This window comes from Aquabacterium sp. (genome assembly GCF_049317225.1).
Taxonomy (GTDB): domain Bacteria; phylum Pseudomonadota; class Gammaproteobacteria; order Burkholderiales; family Burkholderiaceae_C; genus Aquabacterium.
Genome location: NZ_JBMOIR010000002.1, coordinates 1 through 14,861, shown reverse-complemented (window position 1 = coordinate 14,861; position 14,861 = coordinate 1). Strand labels below are relative to the sequence as shown.

Sequence of the window (14,861 nt, the reverse complement as noted above, 5' to 3'; positions counted from 1 at the left end):
GAAAAACCCGGCGATGCCGGGTTTTTTTACGTCTGCTCGTGGTGCGTCAGCCCCGTGTGTCCACGCTCGGCCGCCAGCCACTGAAGCACTGGGATGGTCCCGGGCAAGACAGGCATCACCTCCACAGGCAGTGTTTGCCACGCCATGTGCTGACCCTCTTTCATCTCGAACTCACCCGCCCAGTCATACACCTTGCAGAAATGCAGGCGCACCCGAGCATGGGGGTAGTCCATGATCTCGACCTGCCAGGGGTAGGCCTCGCCAATGGTCACGCCAATTTCTTCGTGCAATTCACGGCGTAAGGCCTGCTCCACCGTTTCACCGGACTCCAGCTTGCCCCCCGGAAACTCCCAATAACCGGCGTAGACCTTGCCTTCGGGGCGTGACGTCACCAAAAACCGCGACTCCTGCCCTTGCGCGTCACGCTCGATCAATACTCCCACGGCCACTTCCACCAAAGGGCGATCGGTGGGCTCCATCACGTGGTACGACTTGCGCTCGCTCATGCGCCTTCTCCTGAACCCAGACGACCTGCATGGTCTCGGGCAAATTGATACGCCACACGACCCGAACGTGACCCGCGCTCCAGCGCCCAGACCAGGGCCTCTGGGCGTGCATGCTCAATCGCTTCACTGGACAGGCCAAAATGGCTCAACCATTGAGCCACGATGGCCAGGTACTCATCCTGACTGAAAGGATAGAAGCTGATCCACAAGCCAAAACGCTCTGACAGCGAAATCTTTTCTTCCACCGCCTCGCCCGGGTGCAACTCACCATCAGCCGTGTGTGTGTAGGTTTTATTGTCCGAGTGGTATTCAGGCAGCAAGTGACGCCGGTTGGACGTGGCAATGATCATCACGTTGTCACCACTGGCAGACACGGTGCCGTCCAGAATGGACTTCAAGGCCTTGTAGCCAGGCTCGCCCTCATCAAAACTCAGGTCGTCGCAAAAGATGATGAAGCGCTCGGGCCGCTCGCTGACCAGTTCGATCAGGTCAGGCAGGTCAATCATGTCGGCCTTGTCCACCTCGATCAATCGCAGCCCTGCCGCAGCGTGCGCCTGCAAGCCCGCTTTGACCAGTGACGATTTGCCCGTCCCACGCGCGCCCGACAACAAGACATTGTTGGCCGTCTTACCGGCCACGAATTGGGCCAGGTTGCGCGCAAAGCGAGACTTCTGCGTATCGACCTCTTGCAGGTCCTCATAGGCAATATGAGCCACATGCCGAACTGGCTCCAGCCAGCCCGAAGCCCAGGCAGCAGAGGCGCGCTTTCGGTAGCGAAAGGCCACAGACGCCGACCAGTCGGGGGCGGCAACCACATGGTGGGGAGACGGCAGCAGCGCGTCCAGTCGCGAAACCAGCGACTCGGCCTTCTGCACCAGTTGAATCAGGTGGGGATCAAGCGTCGACATGCGCCCAGTGTAGCGATGCCGGCCCGGTGCTCAACGCAGCAGTTGCATCAGGATCGCATCGAGATGCTCGGTCGGCAGGCGCTTGAAGCCGCTGCGCACAAACCGGTGCAGGCGTCCTTGCAGCACGCTCACGGCCAAGGATGCTCCCACCTGGGCGTCCACCGTGGGCGTGGCGGACTGGCGGACATCAGCCAGCCCCTTGTACGCCTGCTTGAGCAGCGACTCGATCCGATCCCAGCACTGGCTGATGCGCACCGACAGTCGCGCATGCTCCAGCGCCAAGGCATCCCCCACCAGCACACGGCTCATTCCGGGGTTCTTCTCGGCAAACTGCAGCACCAGCGTCATCAGTCGCGCAATCTGGTGTGCAGCATCTTGCTCCCGCTCCAGAATCTGGTTGCCCAGGGTGAACAGGCTGTCTTCGATGAAGGCAATCAGCCCCTCAAACATCTGGGCCTTGCTGGCGAAATGGCGGTACAACGCCGCCTCGCTGACCTGGAGTTGCGCCGCCAAAGCCGAGGTCGTGATGCGATCGGCATCGGGTTGCTCCAGCATGGTGGCCAGTGCTTGCAGGATCTGCAGCCGTCGCTCCCCCGGCTTGGGGCGTTTGCGCGCCGCAGGGGAAGCGGATGGTTCGCTCGATGACGTCATCGTCTCTACAGCCTCGTCGTCACGCACCCCATTGCCCCCTGTTGTTGGACCGGCCCGGCTTCACGCCCTGCCAGCGTGCCATGCATGAAGCGCACGCAGTTTTTTGATTCTGGCACAGACCCATGGGGGGCGACCATGCAGCGACACCCCGGCTTCGGGCCCATGCGGATTGCCCTGCAGATAGTGCTGCATCCAGACCGTTCGCAGCCCCAGGCGCCGTGCACTTTTCAGATTGGCGACGGTGTCTTCCACCAGCACACACCGGCTGGCAGGCAAGCGGTGACGCGCCAACACGACGCGCAGCATCCGGGCATCCGGCTTGGGACGCAAGTCACCAAACACCCGCATGCCCTCGATGGCGATCACGCCCTCAAAGCAGGACACCAGATCCAGCGCAGTCAGCACACGCTTGGCATAGTCGGCCGGGGCATTGGTCAACAGAAACTTGCGCCCGGGCAAACGCGCCAGCGCTACACGGTCCACCTTGGGCATGTGGAGTTGACCTTCCAGCCCGGGCAGCACATGTGTCTGCGCCAGAAAGTGTGCGGCGCGGATGCCATGGTGGCGCTCCAACCCCAGCAGGGTGGCGCCATAGCGGCGCCAGTAATGCATGCGCAGGCGATCAGCCTCGTCGCGCGGCACCCCCAGATGCTGCTCGATGTAATCGGTCATCGAGACATTGAGCCGCCCGAACACGGCACGACTGGCGTCGTGCAGCGTGTTATCGAGGTCGAACAGCCAGATCGGGGCCAAGATCAATGCGAACGGATCATGGTGCCGTAGGCTTCCTCGCTGAGGATTTCCAGCAGCATGGCGTGCGGCACGCGGCCGTCCACGATGTGCACCGTGTTCACACCGCTCTTGGCCGCATCCAGGGCGCCGGCGATCTTGGGAATCATGCCGCCGCTGATGGTGCCGTCGGCAATCAGTTCGTCGATCTGGCGGGCCGTCAGGTCTGTCAACAACTCGCTATCCTTGTTCAGCACGCCCTTGATGTTGGTCAGCAGCATAAGCTTCTCGGCCTTCAAGACTTCCGCCAGCTTGGATGCCACCAGGTCGGCATTGATGTTGTAGCTCTCGTTCTTCGAACCGAAGCCAATCGGGCTGATCACGGGGATGAACTGATCGTCTTGCAGGGCACGCACGACGCTCGGATCGATCGATTCGATTTCACCGACCTGACCCACGTCGTGTTCGATCGTGGGGTCCTTGAGATCCTGCAGCTTGAGCTTGCGTGCGCGGATCAGGCCACCGTCACGGCCGGTCAGACCCACGGCCTTGCCGCCCGCCGCATTGATCAGACCCACGATGTCCTGCTGCACCTCGCCGGCCAGCACCCACTCGACCACTTCCATGGTTTCTTCGTCGGTCACGCGCATGCCCTGGATGAACTGGCCCTTTTTGCCAATCTTGTTCAGCGCAGAATCGATCTGCGGGCCGCCGCCGTGCACCACCACGGGATTCATGCCCACCAGCTTGAGCAGGACCACGTCTTCTGCAAAGTCAGCCTGCAGCGCGGGATCGGTCATGGCGTTGCCGCCGTACTTGATCACGATGGTCTTGCCATGGAACTTGCGAATGTAGGGCAACGCCTGCGCCAGGATTTCGGCTTTGTCGCGCGGAGCAATGTGAGCGACGGATTCGGCGGTGTGAGCAGAGTTGGGCATGGCAGACGCGCTGTACAGAAAAGGTCAGTGAAGGCGCCTATTCTAGAAGCCACAGAGGCACTCCCCGTCAACCCTGATCGGATCCCGAGCGTTTCAGTTCATACTGGGGCCGTTGTACCCCACCGACTGAAAGGATTGAGCCATGAAGCACCCTCAGACCCGCACCTTGGGCGCCCTGCTGTTGGGCCTTGGTGTGAGCTGGGCAGCCTGGGCCCAACCCGTCGACGGGGAAGTCAAGAAGATCGACGCGGATGCGGGCAAGATCACCTTGCGCCACGGTGAAATCAAGAATCTGGACATCCCGGCGATGCAGATGTCGTTCCGCGTGAGCAATCCGGCTTGGCTGAAAGCCCTGCAGGTGGGCGACAAGGTGACCTTCCAGGCGGACAAGGTGAACGGTCAGTTCACGGTCACGGCCATTGAGGTCCGCAAGTAAGTTTCTGCCGCAGACGTCAGAAAGCCCAGATCAGCGCGGCCGTCATGGTGACGTAGCGCGCCAATTTGCCCACAGCCATGTAGGCCACGCACGGCCAGAACGGCAAATGCAACCAGCCTGCGACTGCACACAACGGATCCCCGACCACGGGTACCCAGGACAAGAGGCAGGCCGGTGCGCCATGCCGGTGCAACCAGGCCATCGCCTGCGCCCCCGCCTTGCCATGCTGGGCAGGCAGGTTGGGCGGCGGCACAGTCGTGGGCGCGTCTTCGTCTGCCGTGGCCCAGTGCAGGCGCACCGCAGCCTGGCGCGCGGCATGGCCCATCCACCACGTCACCGCACCACCCAGCGTGTTACCCAGCGTGGCCACCAGCACGGCGGGCCAGAACAAGTCTGGCTGGGCTTTGACCAAGGCAAACACCGCAGGCTCGGAGCCCAGGGGCAGCAACGTGGCCGACACAAATGCCACGGAAAACACCGCGCTCAAGCCCACTTCGGGCAGCGCCAGCCAGTGCATCAGCGCGGTCAAAGCCGCCATCACGGAGGATTCCATCGTGCCATTGTGCCCGGATCGCCCAAAGAAAAAGGGCTGGTGAGACACCAGCCCTTTCACGTCATGCAGCGTGTAATTTCGCGGGGAAATCAGAAGCTGTAGCCGACCGTGGCAGAGAACACGGAGGGGTGGAAACGATAGAACAGACGCTCTTCGGTGTGATCGGTGCGGATCACCACGTCGTTACGCACAGCGGCCGTGGTCCAGCCAGCGTTCAGAGACCAGTTCTTGTCGATTTGATAGGTGCCCCCAACTTGGAAAGCCAGACCGAACGAGTCGCTGGAGCTGATGCGCACCTTGCCATCGCTGTACAGCTCGTTACCGGCAGCTGTCGAAGTGACCTTGAACTTGGTGTAGTTCAGACCCACGCCCACGTAAGGACGGAGTGCAGCAGATTGCTCAAAGAACTTGTAGTTCAGGAACAGTGTGGGGGCTGTTTGCTTGACGCGAGCAACCGTGACGTTGTTGTACAGGTTCACGTGGGAACCTGTGGCCATCTTGCCGTATGCCACTTGGGCGGCAGCCAGCGAGCCGATGGCAGGGTTAGAAGCCAAAGCCGACAAAACGGCACTGGTCTTCAGTGGGTTGGTGAATGCATCGCTGCCAAATGCGGCCTGAATCGGCGCAGCAGCAGCAGCACCGGCCTTCACGGTGTCGCTGACCAGCAGCTTGACGTCGTGTGTCGGGGGGGTGCCCGCGACCAATTCGACGCTCCAGTTGTTGCTGAGCGCACGCTCAATGCTGAAGATCAGCGTGGACTTCGGCTGAACTTCGGTGCGATTGCCTTCAGGCAAGTTGATGACCAGTTGACCGGCGCCGGAGGGAACAGGCAGCGTGCCCACGAGGTCACTGCTGGTTGCGCGAGGATCAACGCGACCAGCGCCCAACTTGATGGTGTAGCCCGACAGAGCAGACTGTGCACAGGCGGAACCAGCAATCAGAGTTGCGGCGACCGAAAAAGCCAAGGTAGAGGTTTTCATATATTGACAATGCTGAGCAAGCTGTGTTGCACGATGTAATCTGACATTCTATGTGCAACGATTGCAAGCCGCATGCAACACAGCCTGCTCAACATTAGGGGTTTACCCCAACAACCCTGACGCACCTGCTCAGAATTTGTACCCTGCTGTCAGCATGAAGATGGACGGGTGAAACCGGTAGAACCCGCGCTGCTCACTGCCCGGCGTCCCTTCTGTGCGAATCACAATGTCGTTACGTACGGCCGCCGTCGCCCAAGCAGCATTCAGCAGCCACTGAGGGGTGATCTGATAACTTGCGCCCATCTGGAAGGCCAAGCCAAAGGAGTCGCTCACGGTGGCCTTGACCTTGCCATCACTGTAAAACTCGGTGCCCGTTGCGTTCACATTGGGTTTGACCTTGGTGTAGTTGACCCCCACGCCCAAATAGGGGCGAAAGATCGCCTTCGCACTGCCAAAGCGATAGTTCAGAAATGCCGTGGGGGCGAACTGGGTCAGCGTGGACACCACCTTACCGTCGTAGGCATTGATGTGAGCCGCCCCCTGTGCAGAGGCGTACGCCTGCAAACCTGCCGCACCACTGCCGTACACCGCAGCGTTGTAAGTGGGATAAGTGGCATACACCGCTGCTGCGGACTTCAGTGACGGATTGTTGACGCGCAGTTTGACGTCATGCTTGGGTGGAATGCCCAGCAACAACTCAACTTCCCAGTGCTCGTCCAGGCTGCGCGCAATGCTGAACACCAGGGCCGCCTTGGGCATCACCTCCAACTGCAAGCCACTGGGCGCAGGACTCAAGGGCACAGATGGGTTGTGCGTTGGCAATAGCCCAGACAGGTCACTGCTCGTGGCCCGAGGGTCGATGTAGGCCCCACCCACTTTCAAGGTGTAACTCTGCGCGCACGCGCCCCCCGCCGCCATCGTGGCCGCGACGGCCAGCGTGAAGTTCGACATCTTCATGGTCATGTCCATCCGTAAGTCAAAAACACCGATATCCGTCGGCCAACTGGCTTTCGGGCCATAGCCAGATCATGGTATTTACTTGATTACGTTAAATGTCAGTAGTTTACGCTTACGTCAACACAAAACATTCCCGGTCAGCGACCTCTGTCACGACGGGGGCACTCAGTCAAGAAAGTGGCCCGTTTGGCTCTGGTCATCCAAGCGCCGGGCAGCTATACTCTGCCTCCTTTTTAAGCAGCCCTGATCGTTTCAGCGGTCGGGGCTGCGGCGTCTTTGCCCGGCCTTCAACGGCCCCACCAAGGTTCACCCATGCCCTCCGAAACCCTGCCCGCCAGCCCGCTGTCGGTCGGCCACATCGTGTTGCCGAACCGACTGTTCGTGGCACCCATGGCCGGGGTCACGGATCGCCCGTTTCGACAGTTGTGCAAGCAGCTCGGCGCAGGCTATGCCGTGAGTGAAATGGTGACCTCGCGCAAGGACCTGTGGAACAGCCTGAAAACATCCCGTCGCGCCAACCATGAAGGCGAGACCGCTCCGATTGCTGTCCAAATTGCCGGGACCGATGCGGCCATGATGGCGGAGGCGGCCGCCTACAACGTTGACCGCGGTGCGCAAATCATCGACATCAACATGGGCTGCCCGGCCAAGAAGGTGTGCAACAAGTGGGCTGGCTCTGCCCTGATGCAAGACGAACCGCTGGCCCTGCAAATCGTGGAGGCGGTGGTCGCAGCGTGTGCGCCCCGCAACGTACCGGTGACCTTGAAGATGCGGACCGGCTGGAGTCAACAGCACAAGAATGCAGAGCGCATTGCCCGCGCAGCAGAGCAAGCAGGCATCGCCATGCTGACGGTACATGGGCGCACCCGCGAGCAGGGCTACAAAGGCCGAGCCGAATACGACACCATCGCTGCCGTCAAGGCTGCTGTCAGGATTCCGGTGGTGGCCAATGGCGACATCGCATCGCCCGAAAAAGCACGCGACGTGCTGCAGTACACCCAAGCCGACGCCATCATGGTGGGCCGTGCTGCGCAAGGGCGTCCCTGGATTTTTGGTGACATTGCCCACTACCTGCAGCACGGTCAACATCGTGCTGCGCCGTTGACCTTGCAGGTGCAGCAATGGCTGTTGGCTCACCTGGAAGACCACTACGGTCTGTACGGCGAATTTGCCGGCGTGCGAACGGCGCGCAAGCACATCGGGTGGGCCGTCCGCGGACTGCCAGGCGGCGAAGCGTTTCGCCAGCGCATGAACGCGCTCGAAGACTGCACCTCGCAAGTGCAAGCCGTGAGAGATTTTTTTGATGACCTCAGCGTGACCTACGACCGCCTGCCCTCTCCAGAGGCCACGGCGTCCGTCGATGATGAGAACGATGCGGCAGGTGACCGGGAGACAGCCTGCACGCTGGATTGAGAAGTATGAGCAAGAAGAACATTCAAGAGTGCATTCGAGACAACCTGGAAGGGTACTTTCAGGACCTGCGTGGCGCCGAGCCGCATGCTGTGTACGACATGGTGGTCAATGCTGTGGAGCGCCCCATGCTGGAAGTCGTGATGCAGCGCGCGGACGGCAACCAGTCCAAGGCGGCTGAGTGGTTGGGCATCAACCGCAACACGCTGCGCCGCAAACTGCTCGAACACAAGTTGATCAAGTGACCCGTTTTTGACATTCCACGATCTTTGAACTGAAGGAAAAACCATGGCTCTGACCGCCTTGCTGTCCGTGTCCGACAAGACCGGCATCGTTGAATTTGCCCAGGCGCTGAACGCCCAGGGCGTGCGCCTGCTGTCCACCGGCGGCACCGCCAAGCTGCTGGCCGAAAAGGGCCTGCCCGTGACCGAGGTGTCGGAAATCACCGGTTTCCCTGAAATGCTGGACGGCCGCGTCAAGACCCTGCACCCCCGCGTGCACGGCGGCATCCTGGCTCGCCGTGACCTGCCCGAGCACATGGCGGCCCTGAAGGAGCACGGCATTGACACCATCGACATGCTGGTGGTCAACCTCTACCCCTTCGCCCAAGCCACCGCCAAGGCCGACTGCACACTGGAAAACGCCATCGAGAACATCGACATCGGCGGCCCCACCATGCTGCGCGCGGCTGCCAAGAACTGGCAGGACGTGGCCGTGATCATCGACCCCGTGGACTACGAGCAAGTGCTGTCGGAAATGAAGGCCGACGGCATCACCCGTTCGACCAAGTTCATGCTGGCCAAGAAGGTGTTCGCACACACCGCCGCCTACGACGGCATGATCACCAACTATCTGACTTCGCTGGAAGCCGGTGCCGAGTTGGCCACCGAAGCTGTGCCTGCCAAGGCCGAGTACCCTGCCGTCTACAACCTGCAACTGCACAAGGTGCAGGGCATGCGTTACGGCGAGAACCCGCACCAGTCGGCCGCCTTCTACCGTGAAGCAGCTCCCGTGGTGTCCACCTTGGCCAACTGGACGCAGATTCAAGGCAAGGAGCTGTCCTTCAACAACATCGCCGACGCCGATGCAGCCTGGGAATGCGTGAAGGCCTTTGAAGCCCCGGCTTGCGTGATCATCAAGCACGCCAACCCCTGCGGCGTGGCCGTGGGCGCGGGTCCGCTGGAAGCCTACACCAAGGCCCTGAAGACCGACCCAACCAGCGCGTTTGGCGGCATCATGGCCTTCAACCGCGTGGTGGATGTGGACGTGATCGACGCCATCAACACCAACAAGCAGTTCGTGGAAGTGGTGATCGCACCGAAGTTCACCGACGCTGCTCGCGCCGCTTATGCATCCAAGCAGAACGTGCGTCTGTTGGAAGTGCCTTTGGACGACGCCACCCGCAAACTGGGCAACGCCCTGGACTTCAAGCGCGTGGGCGGCGGCATGCTGCTGCAATCGGCGGACAACATCGACATCGTGGGCGACATCAAGGTCGTGACCAAGCTGCAACCTACCGAGCAACAGATGAAGGACATGCTGTTCGCCTGGACCGTGGCCCGCTTCGTCAAGAGCAACGCCATCGTGTTCTGCAAGGACGGCATGACCATGGGCGTGGGCGCCGGCCAGATGAGCCGCCTGGACTCCGCTCGCATTGCCTCGATCAAGGCCCAGCACGCTGGCCTGACCCTGCAAGGCACCGCCGTGGCGTCGGATGCGTTCTTCCCGTTCCGTGACGGTCTGGACGTGGTGGTCGACGCAGGTGCGACCTGCGTGATCCATCCCGGTGGTTCGATGCGCGACGACGAAGTCATCGCCGCCGCCGACGAGCGTGGCATTGCCATGGTGTTCACCGGCACGCGTCACTTCCGTCACTGATCCAGTAGCGACTGTCAGCAAAAGGCCCTTCGGGGCCTTTTGTTTTTGGAGCGACCCATTTACTTCGCACACGAAACAAATATACTTCGCTAACGAAATAAATAATGCCGTCGCCATGTCATCCAGACCTCGACTGATCTTCTTGCTCAACAGCGCGCAGCGCCACCTGCAGCAGTGGATGGCTGCGCAGCAGGAATTGGCCACCCCAGCCGCCGTGCCCGCGGCCTCGCCCGCGCAGAGCGGGGTTTTGTTCACCCTCGACAAAAGCGATGGCGTCACCATGGGTGAGTTGGCCAAAGCACTGGATCTCGCCCCATCTGCCGTATCCGGATTGATTCAGCGCATGGAAGCGTTGCAGTGGGTCAGCAGACGACCTTGCACGCTGGATGCCCGCACGCAGCGCGTCTGGCTGCTGGATGCAGGACGCACGCAGCTTCCAGCCTTGAGAAGCGCTCTGGCACGCATCAATCGCCAACTCACCGACGGCTTCACGGACGATGAACTCCAAACCGTCGCCCGCTGGCTGCAGCATGTTCAACACCTTCACACCCAAGACACGCCATGAGTCACGCCCACAGCACTGAATCCGTCACATTCACTTGTGCGGACGGCACAACCTTGCATGGCCATTTCGTGCTCGCACAAGGGGATGCCACCAAAGGCTTGCCCGTGCTGCTGTGCCCCGCCACAGGCGTCAAGCAGCACTACTACCTGCGCTTTGTGAACTGGCTCGCACATCAGGGACACGATGTATTCGTATTCGACTACCGCGGCATCGGCCTGTCGCTCAAGGGGCGACTGAAAGACTGCAAGGCCACTTTGGCCGAATGGGGGCAACAGGATCAGGTGGCCGCGCTGGAATGGTTGCTGGCCCGCACCGGGCAGTCCCAAGCACTGCTGCTGGGGCACAGCGCCGGGGGACAAATGATCGGCCTGCTCCCGAACCACCGAAAAATCGCTCGACTGGTGGGGGTGTCGGCCTCCACGGGCTGGTTACGTGGCATGCGCCCCGCCTTTCGTTTGCAAGCGCGTTTTGCTTTGCGCGGCGTGATCCCGCTCGGGGTGCGATTCAAAGGCTTTGCCCCCACCGCAGCCATCGGCTTGGGCGAAAACCTGCCCGCTGGCGTCGGCCTGCAATGGGGGCAATGGTGTTCTGCAGGGGGCTACGCCACCAATGCGGTGCGCCATCAACCCGATCGCGACTTCCATGCGCAGGTTCGCACCCCCATCACGGTCCTGCACGCCGAGGACGACGACATTGCGACCCCCTCCACCGTCGCTGACCTGCTGCGCACCTTCCCGGTCGCCCCCAAGCAGGCCATCCGAGTCAAACCTGCCCAACATGGGCTCAAGAGCATTGGGCACATCGACTGGTTCCGCAACACCCACCAGGCCCTGTGGCCCTTGATTGCACAAGCTCTCAAAGGGTGAGCCTCTGGCCGGTTATCCTGTGGGCCTCATGAGAATTCTTGGCATTGACCCCGGTTTGCAGACCACGGGCTTCGGCATCATCGACACCGAAGGCCCGAAGCTTTATTACGTCGCCAGCGGGACGATCAAGACCAAGGAAGCCGCACAGGGTGACTTACCCACCCGACTCAAGCTGATCTACGAAGGCGTGCGCGAAGTGGTGGCCCGATATGAGCCGCAAGAGGCGTCGGTCGAAATCGTGTTCGTCAACGTCAACCCGCAGTCCACCCTTTTGCTGGGGCAGGCACGTGGGGCCGCCATCGCCGGGCTGCTGTCCAACGCACAGTCCCCCAAGGTGGCCGAGTACACGGCCTTGCAGATGAAGAAGGCGGTTGTGGGACATGGCCATGCGGCCAAGGCGCAGATTCGGCACATGGTGATGCGCCTGCTCGAGTTGCCCCGCGAACCGCACAACGACGCGGCCGATGCGCTGGGGCTGGCCATCTGTCACGCCCATGCCGGCCATGCCATGGCCCAGATGGCCCGTGCCACCGACCTGAACCGGCGCACACACGCGCAGATCAAGGGCGGCCGGGTGTACTGAGCCCCGGCCCGGTGTGGGTCACATGCCTTCTTTGATGAGGCGGCCCGATACCGGCTGCACCGGACGGGCATTCATCGGGTACAGCCGACTGAACACCGAGATTTGCTCCGGCGACATGGATGCTGGCTGCTTCATCACCAGCCACAACACGCCTTCTGTGCAGGGGGGCGTGGTCAAGGAGCCCATGTAGGTGAAGTACTGGCGTCGCTCCGGAATGAGTCCGGCCAGATCCATCATCGCCATGCCCTGCTGATCCAGGCCCTTCTCAAGCGGGATGTTGTTCCAGACCATCTGCACCACCGGGTGAGCCTTGCCCTGCTCCATCAACACGGCCACGACGGCCAGCTTGCCATCGGCGTCCTTGTGAACCAGATGCGCCACCATGTCAAAGGGGCGACCGTTGATGCGCTCCTCGCTGGGACGATGGAAGTGGAATTGCACCAGTTCGTACCGATGTCCCTGCACCGTGATGCTGTTGCCCGGCTCCACGTTGACCTGGACGGTGTGCCCGTTGTCCGTCACCCGGAAAATGGTGGGACGGTAGTCGAACTGGATCGGGTCCAGCTCGACCGGAATGCCATCGCGAATGTCGATCGGGCTTTGGCGGCGCCCCAACATGCACGTGCTGAACTCTGGCTTCAATCGCCCCCAACTGTCAGGCCCCGTTGCGCCGCCGTAGGCCCAATGCACTTCGTGGCCCATGGGGTCCAGCTTGGACAGGGTGCCGTGGTTGTCGGCCACGATGGTTTCCTGTGGATGCGCACCCGCAGTCCTCTTGCGCACGGCCGGGGCACGTGAGCGCACCTGCACCACCGGCGGGGTCGCGCGCCGCGTACGGACTTCGTTGATCTTTTGGTCGATCATGTCCCGCAGATCGGTCATGGACACATCGCCCTTGTCGACTGCCCCCGACTTGGTGTTGGCCTTTGCATCGGCGCGTGGCTCAGACTTGCCCTCGGATTTGGCTTCCGTACGCAGTGTGGGCTTGATGGACACACGTCCCTCACTGCCATCCCCGCCATGCCCTTCAGCCGCCCAGGCCGCGGGCAGCAACCCGGCACTCAGGCAGAGGGTCAAAGAAATGGCAAGTCGATGCAAAGTCGGGCGCAACATGGTCGAAATCTCCAGCGGACGCCGGGTTTTCGGCCAGTGCAATGCAGAACTTGAACGCCAGTCCTGCGGAAAACCAAAAGTGTGAAGTCAGCCGATAGGCCGGATTCTGTGCAGCCCCGTGTCTCGCGACGCTGGGCCGTGACCGCCATTCCTCTGGGCCGCCTGTCGCCAGAGCGGCTCAATGCCACCTACCCGCACACTCCCCGGGCCAGGTCATCGTGTGCCTATTTGGTGTTGCTGCGCGTAGAGATTGCCCGTTTCACCCGAACTGAATCGGCTCGTCTCTGTTGCTCTGATCCTCACCTCACGGTGGAGAGGTGTTACCTCCTACGCTGCCCTGTGCAGTCCGGACCTTCCTCCAATACGCCCTTTCGGGACCTGTACCAGCGGCGGTCTGGCTGACTTCACCCGCGCATTATCGCCGCAGCTGAAGCCCCCAGGCGAGCAATCCTGTCAGCATCAGCAACAAAGCGGCAAAAGCCAGGGTCACGGTGTTGTGCATGACCATGGGCGCAACCACCCCGGCCACGATGCCGTTGGCGGCACTGGCCACGAAGGCCTGCAGGGATGCGGCCATGCCGCGCCGCGCCGGAAACAGGTCCAGCACCATCAAGGTGACCACCGGCGTGAGCATGGCCCAGCCCAAGGCGTACAGCGCAATAGGAAACAGTGCCCAGCGCACATCGGCCTTGAACACCACGTTGGCCCCGAGGTTGAGCAGGGAAATGGTCAGCATGATGGCGAAACCGATCCGGATCTGCCGCGCAGGGGCGATGCGCCCGGCCAGACGACCGCTGAGCCACGCGCCACCCATGATGCCACTGATGGTGCACACAAAGAACCAGAAGAACTGTGTGGGCGCCAAACCCAGGTGCTCTCCCAAAAAGGTCGGGGCAGACAGCACGTAGAGGAACATGCCGTTGAAGGGGATGCCGCTGGCCAGCGCCAGCAACAGGAACTTGGGGTTCAGCCCCAGTTCGAGATAGCCCTTGAGCAGGTGGGCCGCCTCAAACGGCTGCCGCTGCGAGGGGTGGAGTGACTCCGGCAGCAGCCACCAGTTGCCCAGCCACAGCAACACACCCACCAAGGTCAGGAACCAGAAGACGGCATGCCAGCCGGCATGCACAAACAGAAAGCCACCGACGATGGGGGCCACCGCAGGTGCCACCCCGAAGAACAGGGTCACCTGGGACATGACACGCTGGGCGTCGGCCGGCGGGAACAGGTCTCGGATGACGGCACGTGACACCACGATGCCTGCGCCCGTCGACAAACCCTGCAAGGCCCGAAAGGCAATCAGGTGCGTGATGTCAGTGGACAGTGCGCAGCCCACTGACGCCAGCGTGAACACCGCAATGCCGGTGAGCACCACCGGTCGCCGCCCCAAGCTGTCAGACAGGGCGCCATGAAACAGGCTCATGAACGCAAAGGCAAACAGGTAGGCCGAGAGCGTTTGCTGAATTTGCAGGGGTGTTGCCTGCAAATCTGCGGCAATCCCTGAAAAAGCAGGCAGGTAGGTATCGATGGCAAATGGCCCCAGCATGCCCAGGCAGGCCAGCAGAATGGACAAGGCCCATAACGGCCCCCTCCAAAGGTGTCGCGCGTCAGGATTCATGCTGATTCCGTCAATGCCCCGCGTGCTGAAGGCTCGCCAGAAAATCCGCTGGCGACTGGAACCCAATCACACGGGTCCCGGCCACTTCTTGCCCGTTCGCATCAAAAAACACGATGCCCGGCGGCCCAAACAACTGGAAGCGTTGCAACAAGGCCCGATCGTCCGCGCTGTTG

The 14,861-nt window shown here is 61.6% G+C and carries 17 protein-coding genes and 1 other RNA gene; 7 read left to right on the top strand and 11 right to left on the bottom strand.

Features of this window, described 5'->3' with window-relative positions; all coding sequences use genetic code 11:
- Positions 1–26: 26 nt before the first annotated feature.
- Genes ACOYNB_RS02055 through argB form a run of 5 tightly spaced genes read right to left on the bottom strand, consistent with a single transcriptional unit; the run spans position 27 to position 3,732 of the window.
- Entirely contained in the window at positions 27–506 is a 480-nt protein-coding gene (locus ACOYNB_RS02055; RefSeq protein WP_422837463.1) for an NUDIX domain-containing protein, read from the bottom strand.
- On the bottom strand, positions 503–1,414 hold the full coding sequence (locus ACOYNB_RS02050) for an ATP-binding protein (protein ID WP_422837462.1): 912 nt from the start codon (positions 1,412–1,414) through the stop codon (positions 503–505). The genes ACOYNB_RS02055 and ACOYNB_RS02050 overlap by 4 nt, the downstream gene beginning before the upstream one ends.
- Before the next feature lie 30 nt (positions 1,415–1,444).
- Positions 1,445–2,065: a nucleoid occlusion factor SlmA gene (slmA, locus tag ACOYNB_RS02045; RefSeq protein WP_422837461.1), complete on the bottom strand. Its 621-nt coding sequence runs from the start codon at positions 2,063–2,065 to the stop codon at positions 1,445–1,447.
- A gap of 60 nt (positions 2,066–2,125) precedes the next feature.
- Positions 2,126–2,818, bottom strand: a complete 693-nt coding sequence (locus tag ACOYNB_RS02040; RefSeq protein WP_422837460.1) for a pyrimidine 5'-nucleotidase — start codon at positions 2,816–2,818, stop codon at positions 2,126–2,128.
- A 2-nt stretch (positions 2,819–2,820) separates the two neighbouring features.
- A complete protein-coding gene (gene argB / locus ACOYNB_RS02035; RefSeq protein WP_422837459.1) occupies positions 2,821–3,732 on the bottom strand; it encodes an acetylglutamate kinase in 912 nt (303 codons plus the stop codon).
- 142 nt (positions 3,733–3,874) lie between these two features.
- On the opposite strand from argB, the gene ACOYNB_RS02030 reads away from it, so the two are divergent.
- On the top strand, positions 3,875–4,168 hold the full coding sequence (locus tag ACOYNB_RS02030; RefSeq protein WP_422837458.1) for a copper-binding protein: 294 nt from the start codon (positions 3,875–3,877) through the stop codon (positions 4,166–4,168).
- A 16-nt stretch (positions 4,169–4,184) separates the two neighbouring features.
- Here ACOYNB_RS02030 and ACOYNB_RS02025 read toward each other — a convergent pair whose 3' ends face one another.
- The 3 genes from ACOYNB_RS02025 to ACOYNB_RS02015 all read right to left on the bottom strand — a co-directional run bounded on the left by ACOYNB_RS02025 (position 4,185) and on the right by ACOYNB_RS02015 (position 6,658).
- Positions 4,185–4,721: a YqaA family protein gene (locus ACOYNB_RS02025; protein ID WP_422837457.1), complete on the bottom strand. Its 537-nt coding sequence runs from the start codon at positions 4,719–4,721 to the stop codon at positions 4,185–4,187.
- Positions 4,722–4,810: 89 nt separating this feature from the next.
- On the bottom strand, positions 4,811–5,701 hold the full coding sequence (locus ACOYNB_RS02020; RefSeq protein ID WP_422837456.1) for an OmpW/AlkL family protein: 891 nt from the start codon (positions 5,699–5,701) through the stop codon (positions 4,811–4,813).
- A 129-nt stretch (positions 5,702–5,830) separates the two neighbouring features.
- A complete protein-coding gene (locus tag ACOYNB_RS02015) occupies positions 5,831–6,658 on the bottom strand; it encodes an OmpW/AlkL family protein (protein ID WP_422837455.1) in 828 nt (275 codons plus the stop codon).
- Positions 6,659–7,000: 342 nt separating this feature from the next.
- Between ACOYNB_RS02015 and dusB the strand changes: the two genes are divergently transcribed.
- The 6 genes from dusB (at position 7,001) to ruvC (ending at position 11,960) form a co-directional block, all read left to right on the top strand.
- Positions 7,001–8,071, top strand: a complete 1,071-nt coding sequence (gene dusB / locus ACOYNB_RS02010; RefSeq protein WP_422837677.1) for a tRNA dihydrouridine synthase DusB — start codon at positions 7,001–7,003, stop codon at positions 8,069–8,071.
- A gap of 5 nt (positions 8,072–8,076) precedes the next feature.
- The gene (locus tag ACOYNB_RS02005; RefSeq protein WP_374256714.1) at positions 8,077–8,313 is read left to right on the top strand and encodes a Fis family transcriptional regulator; all 237 of its coding nucleotides are present in this window, start codon (positions 8,077–8,079) and stop codon (positions 8,311–8,313) included.
- A 43-nt stretch (positions 8,314–8,356) separates the two neighbouring features.
- Positions 8,357–9,946 carry a bifunctional phosphoribosylaminoimidazolecarboxamide formyltransferase/IMP cyclohydrolase gene (gene purH, locus ACOYNB_RS02000; RefSeq protein WP_422837454.1) on the top strand — a complete coding sequence of 530 codons (1,590 nt, stop codon included), beginning with the start codon at positions 8,357–8,359 and terminating at the stop codon, positions 9,944–9,946.
- Between the two features lie 115 nt (positions 9,947–10,061).
- Entirely contained in the window at positions 10,062–10,511 is a 450-nt protein-coding gene (locus ACOYNB_RS01995) for a MarR family winged helix-turn-helix transcriptional regulator (protein ID WP_422837453.1), read from the top strand.
- Positions 10,508–11,377, top strand: a complete 870-nt coding sequence (locus ACOYNB_RS01990; RefSeq protein ID WP_422837452.1) for an alpha/beta fold hydrolase — start codon at positions 10,508–10,510, stop codon at positions 11,375–11,377. Before ACOYNB_RS01995 ends, ACOYNB_RS01990 begins: the two co-directional genes overlap by 4 nt.
- A 28-nt stretch (positions 11,378–11,405) precedes the next feature.
- Positions 11,406–11,960 carry a crossover junction endodeoxyribonuclease RuvC gene (ruvC, locus tag ACOYNB_RS01985; RefSeq protein ID WP_422837451.1) on the top strand — a complete coding sequence of 185 codons (555 nt, stop codon included), beginning with the start codon at positions 11,406–11,408 and terminating at the stop codon, positions 11,958–11,960.
- An 18-nt stretch (positions 11,961–11,978) separates the two neighbouring features.
- Here the strand turns inward: ruvC and ACOYNB_RS01980 are convergent, their stop codons facing one another.
- The 3 genes from ACOYNB_RS01980 to ACOYNB_RS01970 form a co-directional block, all read right to left on the bottom strand.
- The gene (locus tag ACOYNB_RS01980) at positions 11,979–13,073 is read right to left on the bottom strand and encodes a carbonic anhydrase (protein ID WP_422837450.1); all 1,095 of its coding nucleotides are present in this window, start codon (positions 13,071–13,073) and stop codon (positions 11,979–11,981) included.
- 79 nt (positions 13,074–13,152) lie between these two features.
- An RNA gene (gene rnpB / locus ACOYNB_RS01975) (RNase P RNA component class A) lies at positions 13,153–13,479 on the bottom strand.
- Between the two features lie 9 nt (positions 13,480–13,488).
- A complete protein-coding gene (locus ACOYNB_RS01970) occupies positions 13,489–14,688 on the bottom strand; it encodes a multidrug effflux MFS transporter (RefSeq protein ID WP_422837449.1) in 1,200 nt (399 codons plus the stop codon).
- Positions 14,689–14,861 lie beyond the last annotated feature (173 nt).

Coding starts and splice junctions, on each gene's coding strand:
- ACOYNB_RS02055 (WP_422837463.1), bottom strand. CDS start 506: ATGAGCGAGCGCAAGTCGTACCACGTGATGGAGCCCACCGATCGCCCT.
- ACOYNB_RS02050 (WP_422837462.1), bottom strand. CDS start 1,414: ATGTCGACGCTTGATCCCCACCTGATTCAACTGGTGCAGAAGGCCGAG.
- slmA (WP_422837461.1), bottom strand. CDS start 2,065: ATGACGTCATCGAGCGAACCATCCGCTTCCCCTGCGGCGCGCAAACGC.
- argB (WP_422837459.1), bottom strand. CDS start 3,732: ATGCCCAACTCTGCTCACACCGCCGAATCCGTCGCTCACATTGCTCCG.
- ACOYNB_RS02030 (WP_422837458.1), top strand. CDS start 3,875: ATGAAGCACCCTCAGACCCGCACCTTGGGCGCCCTGCTGTTGGGCCTT.
- ACOYNB_RS02025 (WP_422837457.1), bottom strand. CDS start 4,721: ATGGAATCCTCCGTGATGGCGGCTTTGACCGCGCTGATGCACTGGCTG.
- ACOYNB_RS02020 (WP_422837456.1), bottom strand. CDS start 5,701: ATGAAAACCTCTACCTTGGCTTTTTCGGTCGCCGCAACTCTGATTGCT.
- ACOYNB_RS02015 (WP_422837455.1), bottom strand. CDS start 6,658: ATGAAGATGTCGAACTTCACGCTGGCCGTCGCGGCCACGATGGCGGCG.
- ACOYNB_RS02005 (WP_374256714.1), top strand. CDS start 8,077: ATGAGCAAGAAGAACATTCAAGAGTGCATTCGAGACAACCTGGAAGGG.
- purH (WP_422837454.1), top strand. CDS start 8,357: ATGGCTCTGACCGCCTTGCTGTCCGTGTCCGACAAGACCGGCATCGTT.
- ACOYNB_RS01995 (WP_422837453.1), top strand. CDS start 10,062: ATGTCATCCAGACCTCGACTGATCTTCTTGCTCAACAGCGCGCAGCGC.
- ACOYNB_RS01990 (WP_422837452.1), top strand. CDS start 10,508: ATGAGTCACGCCCACAGCACTGAATCCGTCACATTCACTTGTGCGGAC.
- ruvC (WP_422837451.1), top strand. CDS start 11,406: ATGAGAATTCTTGGCATTGACCCCGGTTTGCAGACCACGGGCTTCGGC.
- ACOYNB_RS01980 (WP_422837450.1), bottom strand. CDS start 13,073: ATGTTGCGCCCGACTTTGCATCGACTTGCCATTTCTTTGACCCTCTGC.
- ACOYNB_RS01970 (WP_422837449.1), bottom strand. CDS start 14,688: ATGAATCCTGACGCGCGACACCTTTGGAGGGGGCCGTTATGGGCCTTG.